The 15,642-nt window shown below is 55.6% G+C and carries 18 protein-coding genes; 4 read left to right on the forward strand and 14 right to left on the reverse strand.

Going from position 1 to position 15,642, the window contains the following annotated elements:
* The first annotated feature begins 29 nt into the window (after positions 1-29).
* From yfcG to SK47_RS14895, 4 genes are all read left to right on the forward strand, one after another.
* The gene (gene yfcG, locus SK47_RS14880) at positions 30-659 is read left to right on the forward strand and encodes a GSH-dependent disulfide bond oxidoreductase (RefSeq protein ID WP_003861434.1); all 630 of its coding nucleotides are present in this window, start codon (positions 30-32) and stop codon (positions 657-659) included.
* Between the two features lie 75 nt (positions 660-734).
* Positions 735-1,103, forward strand: coding sequence for a dihydroneopterin triphosphate 2'-epimerase (gene folX, locus SK47_RS14885; protein WP_003861432.1), 369 nt, complete (start codon positions 735-737; stop codon positions 1,101-1,103).
* 13 nt (positions 1,104-1,116) lie between these two features.
* On the forward strand, positions 1,117-2,010 hold the full coding sequence (locus SK47_RS14890; RefSeq protein WP_003861430.1) for a TIGR01777 family oxidoreductase: 894 nt from the start codon (positions 1,117-1,119) through the stop codon (positions 2,008-2,010).
* 44 nt (positions 2,011-2,054) lie between these two features.
* Entirely contained in the window at positions 2,055-2,555 is a 501-nt protein-coding gene (locus SK47_RS14895) for a GNAT family N-acetyltransferase (RefSeq protein WP_023325002.1), read from the forward strand.
* A gap of 140 nt (positions 2,556-2,695) precedes the next feature.
* Here SK47_RS14895 and hisP read toward each other — a convergent pair whose 3' ends face one another.
* The 14 genes from hisP to SK47_RS14965 all read right to left on the reverse strand — a co-directional run bounded on the left by hisP (position 2,696) and on the right by SK47_RS14965 (position 15,586).
* Positions 2,696-3,469 carry a histidine ABC transporter ATP-binding protein HisP gene (gene hisP, locus SK47_RS14900; RefSeq protein ID WP_003861426.1) on the reverse strand — a complete coding sequence of 258 codons (774 nt, stop codon included), beginning with the start codon at positions 3,467-3,469 and terminating at the stop codon, positions 2,696-2,698.
* A 9-nt stretch (positions 3,470-3,478) separates the two neighbouring features.
* Positions 3,479-4,192 (reverse strand): ABC transporter permease, encoded by a 714-nt coding sequence (locus SK47_RS14905; protein WP_003861424.1) that lies wholly within the window; start codon positions 4,190-4,192, stop codon positions 3,479-3,481.
* Positions 4,189-4,875 (reverse strand): histidine ABC transporter permease HisQ, encoded by a 687-nt coding sequence (locus SK47_RS14910; RefSeq protein WP_003861422.1) that lies wholly within the window; start codon positions 4,873-4,875, stop codon positions 4,189-4,191. The genes SK47_RS14905 and SK47_RS14910 overlap by 4 nt, the downstream gene beginning before the upstream one ends.
* A gap of 88 nt (positions 4,876-4,963) precedes the next feature.
* A complete protein-coding gene (gene hisJ, locus SK47_RS14915; protein ID WP_003861421.1) occupies positions 4,964-5,746 on the reverse strand; it encodes a histidine ABC transporter substrate-binding protein HisJ in 783 nt (260 codons plus the stop codon).
* Positions 5,747-5,972: 226 nt separating this feature from the next.
* Positions 5,973-6,755 carry a lysine/arginine/ornithine ABC transporter substrate-binding protein ArgT gene (argT, locus tag SK47_RS14920; protein ID WP_048244586.1) on the reverse strand — a complete coding sequence of 261 codons (783 nt, stop codon included), beginning with the start codon at positions 6,753-6,755 and terminating at the stop codon, positions 5,973-5,975.
* 290 nt (positions 6,756-7,045) lie between these two features.
* On the reverse strand, positions 7,046-7,615 hold the full coding sequence (locus SK47_RS14925; protein ID WP_023314587.1) for a UbiX family flavin prenyltransferase: 570 nt from the start codon (positions 7,613-7,615) through the stop codon (positions 7,046-7,048).
* An 89-nt stretch (positions 7,616-7,704) separates the two neighbouring features.
* Positions 7,705-9,222, reverse strand: a complete 1,518-nt coding sequence (gene purF / locus SK47_RS14930) for an amidophosphoribosyltransferase (protein ID WP_008502595.1) — start codon at positions 9,220-9,222, stop codon at positions 7,705-7,707.
* Positions 9,223-9,255: 33 nt separating this feature from the next.
* Positions 9,256-9,744: a colicin V production protein gene (gene cvpA / locus SK47_RS14935; RefSeq protein ID WP_000262116.1), complete on the reverse strand. Its 489-nt coding sequence runs from the start codon at positions 9,742-9,744 to the stop codon at positions 9,256-9,258.
* Between the two features lie 253 nt (positions 9,745-9,997).
* Positions 9,998-10,684: a cell division protein DedD gene (dedD, locus tag SK47_RS14940; protein ID WP_003861412.1), complete on the reverse strand. Its 687-nt coding sequence runs from the start codon at positions 10,682-10,684 to the stop codon at positions 9,998-10,000.
* Positions 10,674-11,942, reverse strand: a complete 1,269-nt coding sequence (gene folC / locus SK47_RS14945; RefSeq protein ID WP_017692992.1) for a bifunctional tetrahydrofolate synthase/dihydrofolate synthase — start codon at positions 11,940-11,942, stop codon at positions 10,674-10,676. The genes dedD and folC overlap by 11 nt, the downstream gene beginning before the upstream one ends.
* 70 nt (positions 11,943-12,012) lie before the next feature.
* Positions 12,013-12,918: an acetyl-CoA carboxylase, carboxyltransferase subunit beta gene (gene accD / locus SK47_RS14950; protein WP_003861408.1), complete on the reverse strand. Its 906-nt coding sequence runs from the start codon at positions 12,916-12,918 to the stop codon at positions 12,013-12,015.
* Between the two features lie 154 nt (positions 12,919-13,072).
* A complete protein-coding gene (locus SK47_RS14955; protein WP_003861406.1) occupies positions 13,073-13,732 on the reverse strand; it encodes a DedA family protein in 660 nt (219 codons plus the stop codon).
* Positions 13,733-13,760: 28 nt separating this feature from the next.
* Positions 13,761-14,573, reverse strand: a complete 813-nt coding sequence (gene truA / locus SK47_RS14960; RefSeq protein ID WP_001286071.1) for a tRNA pseudouridine(38-40) synthase TruA — start codon at positions 14,571-14,573, stop codon at positions 13,761-13,763.
* A complete protein-coding gene (locus SK47_RS14965) occupies positions 14,573-15,586 on the reverse strand; it encodes an aspartate-semialdehyde dehydrogenase (RefSeq protein ID WP_003861403.1) in 1,014 nt (337 codons plus the stop codon). Before SK47_RS14965 ends, truA begins: the two co-directional genes overlap by 1 nt.
* Between the last annotated feature and the right edge of the window lie 56 nt (positions 15,587-15,642).

Consider the following 15,642-nt stretch of genomic DNA (forward strand, 5'->3'; position numbering starts at 1 on the left):
AACACTATTCGCACTGACAGGAGTTGAGAATGATAGATCTCTATTATGCCCCCACCCCTAATGGCCATAAGATCACACTCTTTCTTGAAGAAGCCGAAGTGGACTACCGGATCATTCGCGTGGATATCAGTAAAGGCGACCAGTTCCGCCCCGTTTTTCTGGCCATCTCGCCCAACAATAAAATTCCGGCCATCATTGATAACCTGCCCTCTGACGGCGGCAAACCGTTAAGCCTGTTTGAGTCCGGAGAGATTTTGCTCTATCTGGCAGAGAAAACCGGCAAGCTCCTGAGCGGTGAGTTGCGCGAGCGTCATCACACGCTGCAATGGTTATTCTGGCAGTCGAGCGGCCTCGGGCCGATGCTGGGGCAGAATCACCACTTTACGGCCTATGCGCCGCAGACGATCCCTTACGCCATTGAGCGATATCAGGTCGAAACCCAGCGCCTGTACGGGGTACTGAACCGTCGGCTGGAAAAATCACCGTGGCTGGGAGGTGAGCATTACAGCATCGCAGATATCGCCTGCTGGCCGTGGATCAACACCCATGAACGCCACCGGATCGACCTGGCCACTTATCCGGCGGTGAACAACTGGTTTGAGCGCATCCGGACCCGCCCGGCCACCGAACGCGCCATGCAAAAAATCCATCAGATTTGATCCTGCGCCCCGTTGGGTGCAGGTGTTCTCCTCATGTATGATGAGGTGAAAATACTGACACGGAGAAGACCTGCAATGTCCCAGCATGACGCTATTATTCGTATAAAAAACTTACGCTTACGCACTTTCATTGGTATCAAAGAGGAGGAGATCGCGAATCGCCAGGATATCGTGGTGAATGTAGTGATCCACTATCCGGCAGACAAGGCGCGCGCCAGCGAAGACATCAATGACGCGTTGAACTATCGCACGATCACCAAAAGCATCATCCAGTACGTTGAGAACAACCGTTTTGCGCTACTGGAAAAATTAACTCAGGATGTGCTCGACATCGCACGCGAACACCACTGGGTCACTTATGCTGAAGTGGAGATCGATAAACTTCACGCCCTGCGCTACGCCGACTCCGTCTCCATGACGTTAAGCTGGCAGCGCCAGGCGTAAACCTGGAGGTTGTATGAAGATCCTGCTCACCGGCGGTACGGGCCTGATTGGTCGCCATCTCATTCCACGTTTGCAGGCGTTGCATCACGACATTACCGTGGTCACGCGCAGCCCGGAGAAAGCGCGCCAGGTGCTGGGCACCGGCGTTGAGATCTGGAAAGGCCTGGCGGAAAGGCAGGATCTGAACGGCTTTGACGCCGTCATCAACCTTGCAGGCGAACCAATCGCCGATAAACGCTGGACCGAAGAGCAAAAACAGCGTTTATGCAGCAGTCGCTGGAATATGACCGAAAGGCTGGTTGAGCTGATTCGCAACAGCGAGACGCCGCCCTCGGTGCTGATTTCAGGCTCTGCTACAGGCTACTATGGCGATCTTGGTGAAGTGGTGGTGACCGAAGAAGAGCCGCCGCACAACGAGTTTACCCATAAACTCTGCGCCCAATGGGAGCGTATCGCCTGCGGGGCGCAGAGCGATAACACCCGCGTCTGCCTGCTGCGCACCGGCGTGGTGCTTGCTCCGAAAGGCGGTATTCTCGGTAAAATGTTGCCGCCGTTTAAAATGGGGCTTGGCGGGCCCATCGGAAACGGTCGTCAGTATCTGGCGTGGATCCATATCGACGATATGGTCAACGGTATTCTCTGGCTGCTGGATAACGACCTGCGCGGGCCGTTTAACATGGTGTCTCCGTATCCGGTACGTAATGAACAATTTGCTCATGCCCTGGGTCATGCCCTGCATCGCCCGGCGGTGCTGCGCGTGCCTGCGACGGCGATTCGTCTGCTGATGGGTGAGTCTTCGGTGCTGGTACTGGGCGGGCAGCGCGCGCTGCCAAAACGGCTGGAAGCGGCCGGGTTTACGTTCCGCTGGTATGACCTGGAAGAGGCGCTGGGGGATGTGGTGCAGTGAATATGTTAGAGTTATACGCCATGTCTGGATGATATGGCGTAACTATGGCAACCATCACCACAACCCGGCTTAACCTCACCCCTTTCGAACCTTCTGACTGGGCATTCTTCCGCTCTCTGCGCGAAGACCCCGCCATCATGCGCTATATGGCCGCTATTACACCGGAAAAAGAGACGCGCCGCGTATTTGCCGCACGCCTGATGGCGGAGCATGTCTTTGTGATCCGTCTGCATAACGACGTTACGCCGCTCGGGGATATCGGCCTGCAAATCAGTGCGGCGAACCGTGAAGAGGCGGATATTGGCTACACGGTTGTGCCTGCCGCGCAGGGAAAAGGCATTGCCAGCGAAGCGCTGCGCGCGGTGTGTGAGTATGCATTTAACCAGACGGGCGTGAAGGCGATAAACGCGTACGTGCTGGCGGATAACGTCGGGTCGGTGCGGGTCCTTGAGAAAGCGGGTTTTGTGCGCACGCAGGTGCTGGAGAAGGCGTACGAGATTAACGGCGTACGGTATGACGACTGGGTGTATCGGCTCGAGTGTTGAATGCCGGGCGGCACTGCGTTTGCCCGGCCTACGGTTTTTGTAGGCCCGGTAAGCGAAGCGCCACCGGGCAATTGGGCGGCTCTGCGGCCTGATGCCCCCACCCCGGCCCTCTCCCACAGGGAGAGGGAGAAAGGCCAAACCTACTTCAACGAGCCTTTCAGGAACTGCTGCAAACGCGGGCTTTGCGGGTTCGCCAGCACTTCGTCCGGATGCCCCTGCTCTTCTATCTTGCCCTGATGCAGGAAAATAACGTGGTTAGAAACGTTACGGGCGAAGCCCATCTCGTGCGTCACCACCACCATCGTTTTGCCCTCTTCCGCCAGCTTCTGCATGATGCGCAGCACTTCGCCAACGAGTTCAGGATCCAGCGCGGAAGTCGGTTCGTCAAACAGCAACACTTCCGGCTCCATCGCCAGCGCACGGGCGATGGAAACACGCTGCTGCTGTCCCCCTGACAGGTGCACCGGATATTTGATCTGCTGCCGCTCGTCGATACCCACTTTCGCCAGGTATTTGACCGCACGCTCGCGGGCTTCCTGCTTGCTTAAGCCGAGCACCTGAACCGGCGCTTCCATCACGTTCTCCAGCACCGTCATGTGGCTCCAGAGGTTGAAGTGCTGGAACACCATCGTCAGGCGTGTACGCAGCAGGCGCAGCTGGTTTTTATCCGCCACTTTAAGCTGGCCGTCTTTATCACGGACCATGTTGATGTTCTGTCCGCTCACCACAATCGACCCTTCGCTCGGCTTTTCGAGGAAGTTGATGCAGCGCAGGAAGGTACTTTTACCCGAACCTGATGAGCCGATAATACTGATCACGTCGCCCGCGTTAGCCTCCAGCGACACCCCTTTCAGCACTTCATGTTCGCCGTAGCGCTTGTGCAAATCAATTACGTTTAATTTGTTCTCAGCCATCATAAATTCTCAGTGCGTCGACGGTTTTATATGCTGCAACCAGCGTTTTTCAGCCTTACGGAACAGGCTGATCAGGACGTAAGAAATGATCAAATAGAGCACTGCTGCAATGCCAAACGCCGTAAACGGCTGGTAGGTGGCAGAGTTAATATCGCGGGCAATCTTTAACAGATCCGGTACCGTGGCGGTAAACGCCAGTGCCGTCGAATGCAGCATTAAAATCACTTCGTTGCTGTACGCCGGCAGCGCAATACGCAGCGCCGAAGGCAGAATAATACAGCGGTAGAGCTTCACGGACGAGAAGCCGTACGCGCGCGCCGCCTCGATCTCACCGTGCGGCACAGAACGGATGGCCCCGGCGAAGATCTCGGTGGTATAGGCGCAGGTATTGAGGGTCAGCGCCAGCACCGTACAGTTCAGACCGCTGCGGAAGAACGCGTTCAGCATTTCAGTGCCTTTTACGATCTCAAGCGTGTACATCCCGGAATAGAACACCAGCAGCTGTACGTACAGCGGCGTACCGCGAAACACGTAGGTGAACAGCCAGATAGGGAACTGAATAAATTTATTGTTCGACACGCGGCCAATGGCAAGAAACACCGCCAGAATGCCGCCCATTACCACCGAGGAGATCAGCAGCCACAGCGTGATCGCCACGCCAGTAAAGCGGTAGCCATCCGTCCAAAGCAGGGATTTCCAGTACTCCTGAATAATCTCAATCACAGGTCAGCCCTCTTCACACCCACGGAGTAGCGACGTTCAAGCAGAAGCAGCACACCATTGGAGACGGTCGTAAAGACCAGATAGATTAGGCCGCAAACCACCGCAAAATAGAACGGTTCCCAGGTGCTTTTACCTGCCAGCTGCGTGGCCTTCACCACATCTTCCAGACCCAGCAGGGAGACCAGCGCCGTTGCCTTGAGAATAACCTGCCAGTTGTTCCCGATGCCCGGCAGCGCGTAGCGCATCATGGCCGGGAACATGATCCGGCGAAACGTTTGTGAGGAGGTAAAACCGTAGGCGGTCGCCGCTTCAATATGCCCTTTCGGCACGGCCATGTAAGCGCCGCGGAAAGTCTCAGTGAAATAGGCACCGTAGATAAAACCAAGGGTAATAATACCGGCCACCATCGGGTCGATATCGATCTGCTCCATGCCGATGGCATCCGTTACGCCGTTAAGTGCGATTTGCAGGCCGTAAAAGATCAGCAGCATCAGCACCAGGTCTGGCACGCCGCGAATCAGCGTGGTATAGCCTTCAAATATCAGCGCCAGCGGTCTGTTGGCGGATAATTTTGCCCCCGCGCCCGCCAGGCCTATCAGCACCGCCAGCACCACGGAGCTGATAGCCAGCTCAAGGGTGACAAGCGCGCCCTGTAAAATAACGCCAGAAAATCCGTACAGCATACCGCGTGCCCTGTCGTCTCGTGAGTGGTGGAACCGTGTCTTTTCCCCTCCCGGAACGGGAGGGGCCGCACGTTATCAGACGGGGCGATTAGCCGCCGTAAACATTAAAATCGAAGTACTTTTTCGCCAGCTTGTCATAGGTGCCGTCCGCGCGCATCTCGGCGAACGCTTTGTTCAGGGCTTCACGCAGTTCGTTGTCTTCTTTACGCAGGCCCATACCGGTGCCAACGCCAAAGAGTTTTTCGTCCTTAATGGACGGACCGCCGAACTTGTAATCTTTACCCACAGGCTGTTTCAGGAAGCCTTCGCTTGCCGCCACTTCATCCTGGAATGCTGCATCAATGCGGCCTGCCGTCAGGTCTGCGTAGATGTTTTCCTGGCCCTGGTAAGAGACAATTTCAATCCCCTTTGGCGCCCAGTGCTCGTTGCCGTAGGTTTCCTGCGTAGTACCCTGCAACACGCCCACGCGTTTGCCTTTCAGAGATTCAAGGGTTGGCTGAATGTCAGAGGATTTCGCCACCACCAGACGTGAGTCCGCCGCGTAGAGTTTGTCCGTGAAGGCAATCTCCTGCTGACGTTTTTCTGTGATGGACAGGGAGGACATGATCACGTCAATTTTCTTCGCTTTCAGAGACGGGATCAGCGCATCCAGCGGGTTTTCAACGTAGGTACATTGCGCTTTAATGCGTTTGCACAGCTCGTTAGCCAGATCGATGTCAAAACCAACCAGTTCCCCCTTCGCATTCTTCGATTCGAAAGGTGCATAGGTTGGGTCAGTTCCAATACGAATTTTCTGCGGAATTGCTGCGAATGCAGCGGTGGCGCTGGAAAAAGCCAGTACCAGAGAAAGTGACAACACCAGTTTTTTCATATCTGTCCTCAACAAACTGTCTTAATACGAGATTTTTACGACGACGGGGTGTTGTTAATGTGCCATTAATCCCCTCATTCAGGCAAAGATTAATGCCTTTGAACGGGAATTTTTGCATTATAAATGCTTAACTATGCACACAGCGATCCAGTATGGTGCATGCGTTGCACCATACTGGAACATAACCCCACCGGGACGCACCACTTCAGTGCATCTCATTCAGGCATTAATCACCGTAGACGTTGAAATCGAAGTATTTCTTCGCCAGTTTGTCGTAGGTACCGTCTTTACGCAGCTCATTAAACGCTTTGTCGAAGGCGGCTTTCAGCTCGGTATCATCCTTACGCAGGCCAATACCGGTACCGTCGCCAAAGTATTTTTTGTCTTTTACCGACGGGCCGGCAAAGGCGTACTCTTTACCCGCAGGCTGTTTCAGGAAGCCTTCGCTCGCGGCGACTTCATCCTGAAACGCGGCATCCAGACGGCCTGCCGCCAGGTCAGAGTAGATCAGATCCTGGTTCTGGTAAGCCACCACATCGACGCCCTTCTCGCGCCAGTTTGCATTGGCGAAACCTTCCTGGGTCGAGCCCTGAAGCACGCCAACATGTTTGCCTTTCAGCGAGTCGATGGTCGGCTGGATTGGCGAGCCTTTCGCGGCAATCAGACGTGAGTCGGCAGCGTAGAGCTTCTCAGAGAAGGCAATCTCCTGCTGACGTTTTTCCGTGATGGAGAGAGAAGAGATAATGGCATCAATTTTCTTGGCTTTCAGCGACGGGATCAGCGCGTCAAAGTCACTGCCCACCCATGTGCATTTCACTTCCATGCGTTTGCACATCTCATTTCCCAGATCGATATCAAACCCCACGAAGTCGCCTTTCGCATCCTTGGAGGAGAATGGCGCGTAGGTTGCGTCTGTACCGATACGAACTGTCTGTGGAAGCGCTGCATAGCTACTTGTTGCCGCACTCAAGCCCACGAGCAAAGACAGAGCCAGAACCGTCTTCTTCATACATTTACCCTCAAGAACCGTGATTTTATTATGGTTTATGTTGTGTGTTGTGTTGCAGGCTGCTCTTGCAGGTCTTATGCCACATTGTCGTCGGGATAAAACTACGACGTTAAATATGTTAATAAAACGTTGCGATACTGCCTTAATGGTGAAAGATAGCAGGTCTGCCGAACGAACCGGAAAGAGAAAAAAGGAAAAAGCGAATTAAATGTCGAGGATATGATCGCGGTTGCAGTTTTGCCCTGAAACAGGGCAAATTGTCTTTTCATGCACCTTGTTTGTGCACAGCTTCACGCCCCCTGCCAGCGGGTAAAGAGATCTTCCGGCAGGTCGATATCGAACTGATCCAGCACGCGGTTAACGGTCTGGTTGATGACATCGTCCAGCGTTTGCGGACGATGATAGAACGCGGGGACCGGCGGCATAATCACGGCACCCAGTTCGGCTGCCTGCGTCATTAAACGCAGATGTCCCAGGTGCAGCGGCGTTTCCCGCACGCAGAGCACCAGAGGACGACGCTCTTTCAGCACCACATCCGCTGCACGCGTCACCAGCGTGTCGGTATAGCTGTTTACAATGCCGGAAAGGGTTTTAATCGAACAGGGCAAAATAACCATGCCGGCCGTTTTAAACGAGCCCGAAGAGATGCTGGCGGCGATATCGCGGGCATCGTGGACAACGTCAGACAGGGCCTGAACGTCGCGCAGAGAGAGATCGGTTTCAAGAGAGAGGGTCTGACGCGCCGCCTGGCTCATCACCAGATGGGTTTCTACGCCTGCAACGTCACGCAGCACCTGTAACAGCCGGACGCCATAAATCGCGCCGCTGGCACCGCTGATCCCTACAATGAGTCGTTTCATGATTTTCGCCCTTGCTGATTTCAGGGCAGACTGTGCAGGATTTTACGGGGAGTTGCAAGTGAGGGCGAGCGCCCTCACCTGCATACGCATCAACCTTCGTTGTGCATCTCTAAGCTTTCGAGATCGTTTTGCAGCTGGACGGCTTTCGCATCGTCGTTACGCAGAGAATCCAGATAGTCGAGATACTGCTGGTCAACGTCTTTCGTCACGTAGATCCCATTGAATACCGAGCATTCGAACTGCTGAATATCCGGGTTCTCGGCGCGCACCGCGTCGATCAGATCGTTCAGATCCTGGAAAATCAGACCGTCGGCACCGATGATCTGCCGGATTTCGTCTACTTCACGACCGTGAGCAATCAGCTCGTTAGCGGTTGGCATATCAATGCCATACACGTTCGGGAAACGAATTTCCGGCGCTGCGGAGGCAAGATACACTTTCTTCGCCCCGGCCTCACGCGCCATCTCGATGATCTGCTCAGACGTCGTGCCGCGCACAATAGAGTCGTCCACCAGCAGCACGTTCTTGTCGCGGAACTCGGCGCGGTTAGCGTTCAGCTTACGACGTACTGACTTACGACGCAGCTGCTGGCCCGGCATGATAAAGGTGCGGCCCACGTAGCGGTTTTTCACGAAGCCCTGACGGTACGGCTTGTCCAGAATACGGGCAATCTCCAGCGCGATATCACAGGAGGTTTCAGGGATTGGGATGACGACGTCGATGTCGAGATCGTCCCACTCGCGGGCAATCTTCTCGCCCAGCTTCGTCCCCATATTGACGCGCGCGCTGTAAACGGAAATCTTGTCGATGAACGAGTCCGGACGCGCGAAGTAAACGTATTCGAACAGGCACGGGTTGCTCACCGGATTGTCGGCGCACTGACGGGTAAACAGCTGGCCCTTCTCAGTGATGTAGACCGCTTCGCCTGGCGCGACATCACGCAGGAATTCGAAGCCCAGAGTATCCAGCGCCACGCTTTCGGAGGCAACCATGTACTCGGAACGGCCATCGCCGAGATCACGTTTGCCGAGCACCAGCGGGCGAATGCCGTTTGGATCGCGGAAGGCTACCATGCCATGACCGATGATCATCGCCACGCAAGCATACGCGCCACGGATCTGGCGATTAGTCGCGGCAACGGCAGCAAAAATGTTGTCTGCTTCCAGCGGATAATGGCGGAAGTTATCCAGCTCGCTGGCAAAGATATTGAGCAGGATTTCAGAATCAGAGGTGGTGTTAATGTGGCGACGTTTCTCTTCAAACAGCTTTTTACGCAGCTCGTGGGCATTGGTCAGATTGCCATTGTGGGCAAGCGTGATGCCATACGGGGAGTTAACGTAAAAAGGCTGAGCCTCAGAGGCGCTGGAACTGCCAGCAGTAGGATAACGAACGTGACCGATCCCCATATTACCTTGCAGACGCTGCATATGGCGGGCTTCAAATACATCGTTTACCAGGCCGTTCGCCTTGCGTAAACGGAAGCAGTTGTTTGCATCAATGGTGATGATACCCGCAGCATCCTGCCCACGGTGCTGAAGCACCGTTAACGCGTCATAAATCGACTGGTTTACCGGCATGAAACCGGCGATACCGACAATACCGCACATTCGTCTTTTCCTCGTTAAGCCACATCTCAGGGTTTATGCCCTGGGCAAGAAACTCGACGAGCTTTGCAGATAGTCAAAGAACCATCTGATGATGAAGCTGAACTCCGGAATGAGCTGCGATTTTTGCCAGTCTTCACTTTTGGAGAACCCGGTAAAGGTATCCAGGAAGAACAGGATCGCGGCCACAATGAGCACGCCTCGCAACGCGCCGAAACAGATGCCGAGCACCCTGTCCGTTCCTGACAGACCGGTTTTCTCGACCAGCTGACCTATCACGTAATTGACGATAGCGCCGACAATCAGCGTCGCGATAAAAAGCACCGCGATGGCGATTCCGTTTCGGACCAGTTCATCTTCAAAGCCCGTGAACCAGACAGACAGGTAAGTGTAGTAATGACTGGCAACAAAGAAAGCACAACCCCAGGTTACCAGCGATAACGCTTCACGAACAAAGCCACGGATCAGGCTAACCAGACAGGAAAAACCAATCACCGCAATGATGGCGTAATCAATCCAGACCATATGTGTCCCACGATTTAACGCCCTGTCATCCAGTTCGGGGCGAATTCTAACAGAAAAAGAAAACGTTTGCGTAGGGATTTCCTTCCCACGCGTAAATAAAAAAGGCGCTGAAAAAATGCTCAACGCCCCGCACCTTTGACGTTTCTGTGAACGTCTGCCTCCCCCTCACCTCGGCCCTCTCCCTCAAGGGAGAGGGAGTAAACCGACCCCTCGCCCCTTTAGGGGGAGGGCCAGGGTGAGGGGATAATTTCTATCAGTTGGCGCTGTAGTTCATCACCACACCGCTCAGGCCGGAGATTTGCTTCAGCTCGCCAAGCGAACCTTTGAGCTTATCTTTCGACGCATCCGGCCCCACGAGGATACGCGTAATTTTACCCTGTACCGGCGTGGTGGGTGAAGTATAAACACGGTATCCCGCGCCGCGCAGTTTACTCACGATCTCATTGACCTTATCTGCATTTTTCAACGCACCGAGCTGAACGACATAGGCTTTGCCGGTAGGGGCCGCGTCCTGTTTTGCCTGCGGTGGCGTTTCTGAAGCGGCTGCCAGTTGCTCGGCCGCTTTATCCCGCTGCGGTTTCGGCTGCGGCTTCTCCACCGGTTTCGGCTTCTCAACAGGCTTAGGCTGTTCTACCGGCACCGGATCAATCTCGATGTTATTGTTCGTCGCCAGGCGCGAGGGATCGAGCGACGGCGCGGCTGCATCACCTGCGCGCACCTCTTCCGCTGCGCCTTCTGGCGGCTGGGCAGGCAGCGCCTGCGTTGCCGCTGGCAACATATCGGGCTCGTCGCGATCGCCCGGTTTGGGTACCAGCGGAATGGCCGCAAATTCATCCTGGTAATGCTTTTTCTGCCCGTCGAGCAATCCCGGGAGAATAATCACCCCGAGCGCGACCAGCACAATGGTTCCTGTTAAACGGTTCTGAAACTTACTCGCCACCGGTTCTCCCCGCGTCCATCACTTCCATGACATGTGCCACCGTGTGGAATGACCCACACACCAGCACGGTATCTTCTGGTTTAGCCTCCGCCATCGCGGCACGCCAGGCCGAAACCACACTGCTGTAGATTTCGCCTTTGCCGAGATGTTCCATCAACTGCTCAGCAGTCGCGCCGCGCGGCCCTTCCAGAGGAGCACAATACCAGCTATCGACCACACTCTCCATGCAGGCCAGCGTGCCGCCGATATCTTTATCATGAAGCATACCGATAACCGCCAGCACGCGCCCGGTTTTTGGTAACGATTTGAGACGTCCTGCGAGGTACGCCGCCGCATGCGGGTTATGTGCAACATCCAGAATCAGACGCGGTGACTCACTCACAATCTGAAAACGTCCTGGTAACAGTGCGTTCTGAATGCCATCGCGGATTGCCTGCTCGCTTACCGCTAATCCGCTGGCGCGCAGGGCTGCCAGCGCAGTCGCCGCGTTAGGCTGTGGCACCTGCGGCAGGGGCAGACTCTCCAGCACGCCCTGCGCATCGCTGAAGCGCCAGCCGTTGTCCTGCACCTCATACTGCCAGTCCACGCCGCGACGCAGCAGACGAGCGCCCTTCTCTTTCGCTACCTCAGCGATGGTATGTGGCATGTCCGGTTCGCCTACCACGGCAGGCTTATTGGCCCGGAAAATACCGGCCTTCTCACGGCCAATGCTCTCGCGGTCCGGGCCCAGCCAGTCGGTGTGATCCAGCGCGATGCTGGTGACGACGGCGACATCCGCATCCACCATATTGGTGGCATCCAGACGCCCGCCCAGCCCCACTTCCAGGATCACCACGTCCAGCTGCGCCTGCTTAAACAGCCACAGCGCCGACAGGGTGCCATATTCGAAATAGGTTAATGAGGTTTCGCCGCGCGCCGCTTCGATAGCGGCAAACGACGCCGTATGGGCCGATTCCGCCAGCTCGGTGTTTTGCACCCGCACGCGCTCGGTATAGCGCACCAGATGCGGCGAGCTGTAAACGCCAACTTTGTACCCCGCCGCCATCAGGACAGATTCCAGCGTGCGGCAGGTGGTGCCTTTACCGTTAGTGCCGGCGACGGTAAACACGAAAGGCGCGGGTTTCAGCACGTCAAGACGCGCGGCAACCTGGCTTACGCGCTCAAGGCCCATGTCGATAGTTTTACTGTGCAGGTTTTCCAGATAAGAAAGCCACGCGGCCAGGGGCGACGTGGCTTGAGGAATGCTTTTATTTTCCATGATGCCCGGTTGTCATTAACGGTTTAGAAAGCAAAAGGGCAGCGCCATTCGGCCCTGCCCTTTTCAGTTATCAGGCCTCGGGTTCCTGATCCGGTACCACCACGCCTTCGCGCGGCTCGTCCGGGTTAGGCGCTGGCAGATTCATCAGCTTCGCCAGAATGCTGGCCAGTTTCAGGCGCATTTCCGGACGGCGGACGATCATATCGATAGCGCCTTTCTCAATGAGGAACTCACTGCGCTGGAAGCCCGGCGGCAGTTTCTCACGTACGGTCTGCTCGATAACGCGAGGACCGGCAAAGCCGATCAGCGCTTTTGGCTCCGCGATGTTCAGGTCGCCCAGCATGGCGAAGCTTGCAGAAACGCCGCCCATGGTTGGGTCGGTCAGTACCGAAATGTACGGCAGACCGCGCTCCTGCATTTTCGCCAGCGCCGCAGAGGTTTTCGCCATCTGCATCAGGGACATCAGCGCTTCCTGCATACGTGCGCCACCGGAGGCGGAGAAGCAGATCAGCGGGCAGTTGTCTTCCAGCGCCTGCTCAACGGCACGCACGAAACGCGCGCCGACCACGGAGCCCATTGAGCCGCCCATAAAGGAGAACTCAAACGCGGCGGCAACCACCGGCATTTCATGCAGGGTGCCTTTCATGACGATTAGCGCGTCTTTCTCGCCGGTCTCTTTCTGCGCAGAGGCCAGACGATCTTTGTATTTTTTGGAGTCGCGGAACTTGAGCACATCTTTTGGCTCCAGTTCGCTGCCCAGTTCTACCAGAGAACCTTCGTCCAGCAGGCTATGCAGGCGGTTGCGCGCCGACATACGCATATGGTGGTCACACTTCGGACACACCTCAAGATTGCGTTCCAGCTCTGCGCGATACAGAACCTGGCCGCAGCTATCACACTTCGTCCATACCCCTTCAGGAATGCTCGCTTTACGCGTTGGGGTAATGTTGCTTTTAATTCGTTCAATCCAGCTCATTGATAACCTTTCTGCCTGAACCTGGTCGTATGCCAGTTTTGCTGTAAGAGGCGAATAATGCCATTTTTGCCTCCAACAGACCATGAATGTTGCACATTAAAACATAACAGCCCGAAACTTTGGATAAAAAAGTGGTCGAACCGCCAGCGTGCATTTACTTCGCTTGCTTTGCCGCCGCGCGTTTGTGACGGATAATTTCGATGACGCCAGGCAGTACGGAAAGCACAATAATCGCTACAATCAGTAACTTAAGGTTTTCCTGAACCACCGGCAGATCGCCAAACAGGTAGCCTGCATAGGTGAACAGCAGCACCCACAGCAGCGCGCCCACCACGTTGTACATGGCAAAATGACGATAGGACATGTGACCCATTCCCGCCACAAACGGTGCAAATGTACGCACAATAGGCACAAAACGGGCAAGGATAATGGTCTTACCGCCATGGCGCTCATAGAACGCATGGGTCTTATCTAAATAACTGCGGCGGAAAATCTTCGAGTCCGGATTACTGAACAACCGCTCGCCAAACACCCGCCCGATGGTGTAGTTGACCGCATCACCAACAATCGCGGCGATGATCATCAGGACGACCATCAGATGGACATTCAGGTCATTCGTTGGCAGTGCGGATAACGCGCCCGCCACGAACAGCAGTGAATCTCCAGGCAGGAACGGCGTAACCACAAGGCCGGTTTCACAGAACAGAATGAGGAACAGAATGGCGTAAACCCAGACGCCGTACTGCGCGACCAGCTCCGCCAGGTGAACATCAATATGCAGGATGAAATCAATCAGAAAACGTATTACGTCCATATTGTCTAAGCCCTAATTGCACCTTTGTTTAGTCCGCTAAAAACAGCGGGCCCATTGGCGGTTTTGGCAGGTCGAACCGGTCCGGATAATCCACCGAAACCAGATACAGCCCTTCCGCTTTCGCCGTTGCTGCCGCAAGCGTTCTGTCCTTCGCTGCAAGCAGTTCTGCAATCCAGCTCTCCGGCTGGTGTCCGGCGCCCACTTCCATCAGGCTGCCCACAATATTCCGCACCATATGATGTACAAAGGCATTGGCTTTGATATCCACCACCACATACGCGCCATACCGACTGACGTTAATGTGCATGACGTTACGCCACGGCGTACGGGACTGACACTGCACCGCACGAAACGACGTAAAATCATTCTCTCCAATCAGACACTGCGCCGCACGCTGCATACGTTCTGCATCCAGCGGTTCATAAAAATGCGTCACGCCCTGGCTTAACACCGCCGGGCGCAGGCGCTGGTTATAGATGACATAACGGTAGCGCCGCGCCGTCGCGCTGAAACGCGCGTGAAAATCATCCGGCACAGCTTTCACCCAACGCACGGCAATGTCACCAGGCAAATTCGCATTTACACCCAGCGTCCAGGCCGCGTCTTTGCGCACGGCGGTGGTGTCAAAATGCACCACCTGCCCCGTGCCGTGAACGCCGGCATCGGTGCGGCCCGCGCAGAAGACGCTTATCGGTTCATTCGCTACCTGAGAGAGCGCTTTCTCCAGCTTCTCCTGGACGCTGCGCACCTCATTCTGCCGCTGCCAGCCATAGTATTTACTGCCATCGTATTCAATGCCGAGGGCAATTCTGTGGACCGGCTTTTGTTCCACATCTGACATCAGTACAGATACTCCTGCACCAGTTTTTCCGCGATTTTGACCGCCATCAGCGCGCCGCCGAAACGCACGTTGTCGGCAACAGACCAGAACTGCACCTGCTCAGGCATACCGTAATCGTTACGCACACAGCCCACAGAGAGATGCGCGCTGCCGGTGGCGTCGCCCACCTGCGTCGGGAATTCGCTCTCTTCGGACAGGACAATGTCCTCTCCGCGGCCAAACGCGTCGCGGGCTTCTTCAGCCGCCAGCGGACGCAGGGCTTCAAACCCGACCATCTGCGCGTGGCCGTAAAAGACCGGAGACTGCACGACATTCGCGGAGATCATCAGCCCGTCATCCTGCAAAATTTTGCGTGCTTCATCGACGATACGACGCTCTTCCCGCACCGAACCTTCACGATCCGGCAGTAGCGGCAGCATGTTGAACGCCAGCTGGCGGCCAAAGAAATCATCTTCGTCGATCGGGATACCGTTCAGCAGCTTCGCGCTCTGCCCTGCCAGTGCGTCTACGGCTTTTTTGCCGTTAGCGGAGGCTGACAGCAGGCTGGTCACGGAAATACGCGACAGGCCACCGTCGTCGATCAGCGGCTTCAGCGCGGTCAGCAGCTGGCTGGTGAGGCTGTTCGGTACTGCAATGATGTTGCGGTTGCGGTAGTCAGCCAGCACAAACGGGTTGACGTCCGGCACCACCAGCGGCACATCCGGCTCCAGGGAGAACAGGCCGCTCAGGTCGATCACCAGACAGCCTGAATTTGTCGCTTCTTCAATGTAAGACGCCGTGGCTTGCGCACCTGCGGCAAAAAACGCCAGCTGAGCCTGCGTCCAGTCAAACGCGGCGGCGTCCTGCACCATCAAGGATTTCCCGCCGAAACGCAGCTGTTCTCCTGCGCTGTCGGTACGCGCCAGTGCGTAAATCTCACCCACCGGGAACTGACGCTCAGCAAGGGTTTCAAGCAGGGCTTCGCCCACGGCGCCAGTGGCACCCAAAATGGCAATGTTCCAGCCTTCAGACATGGTGGTTTACTCCAGAAATAAAAAGCGTCCCTGCCGGAACATCCGACAGGGAGCAT

The organism is Enterobacter sp. BWH52 (assembly GCF_001037565.1).
Taxonomy (GTDB): domain Bacteria; phylum Pseudomonadota; class Gammaproteobacteria; order Enterobacterales; family Enterobacteriaceae; genus Enterobacter; species Enterobacter hormaechei_C.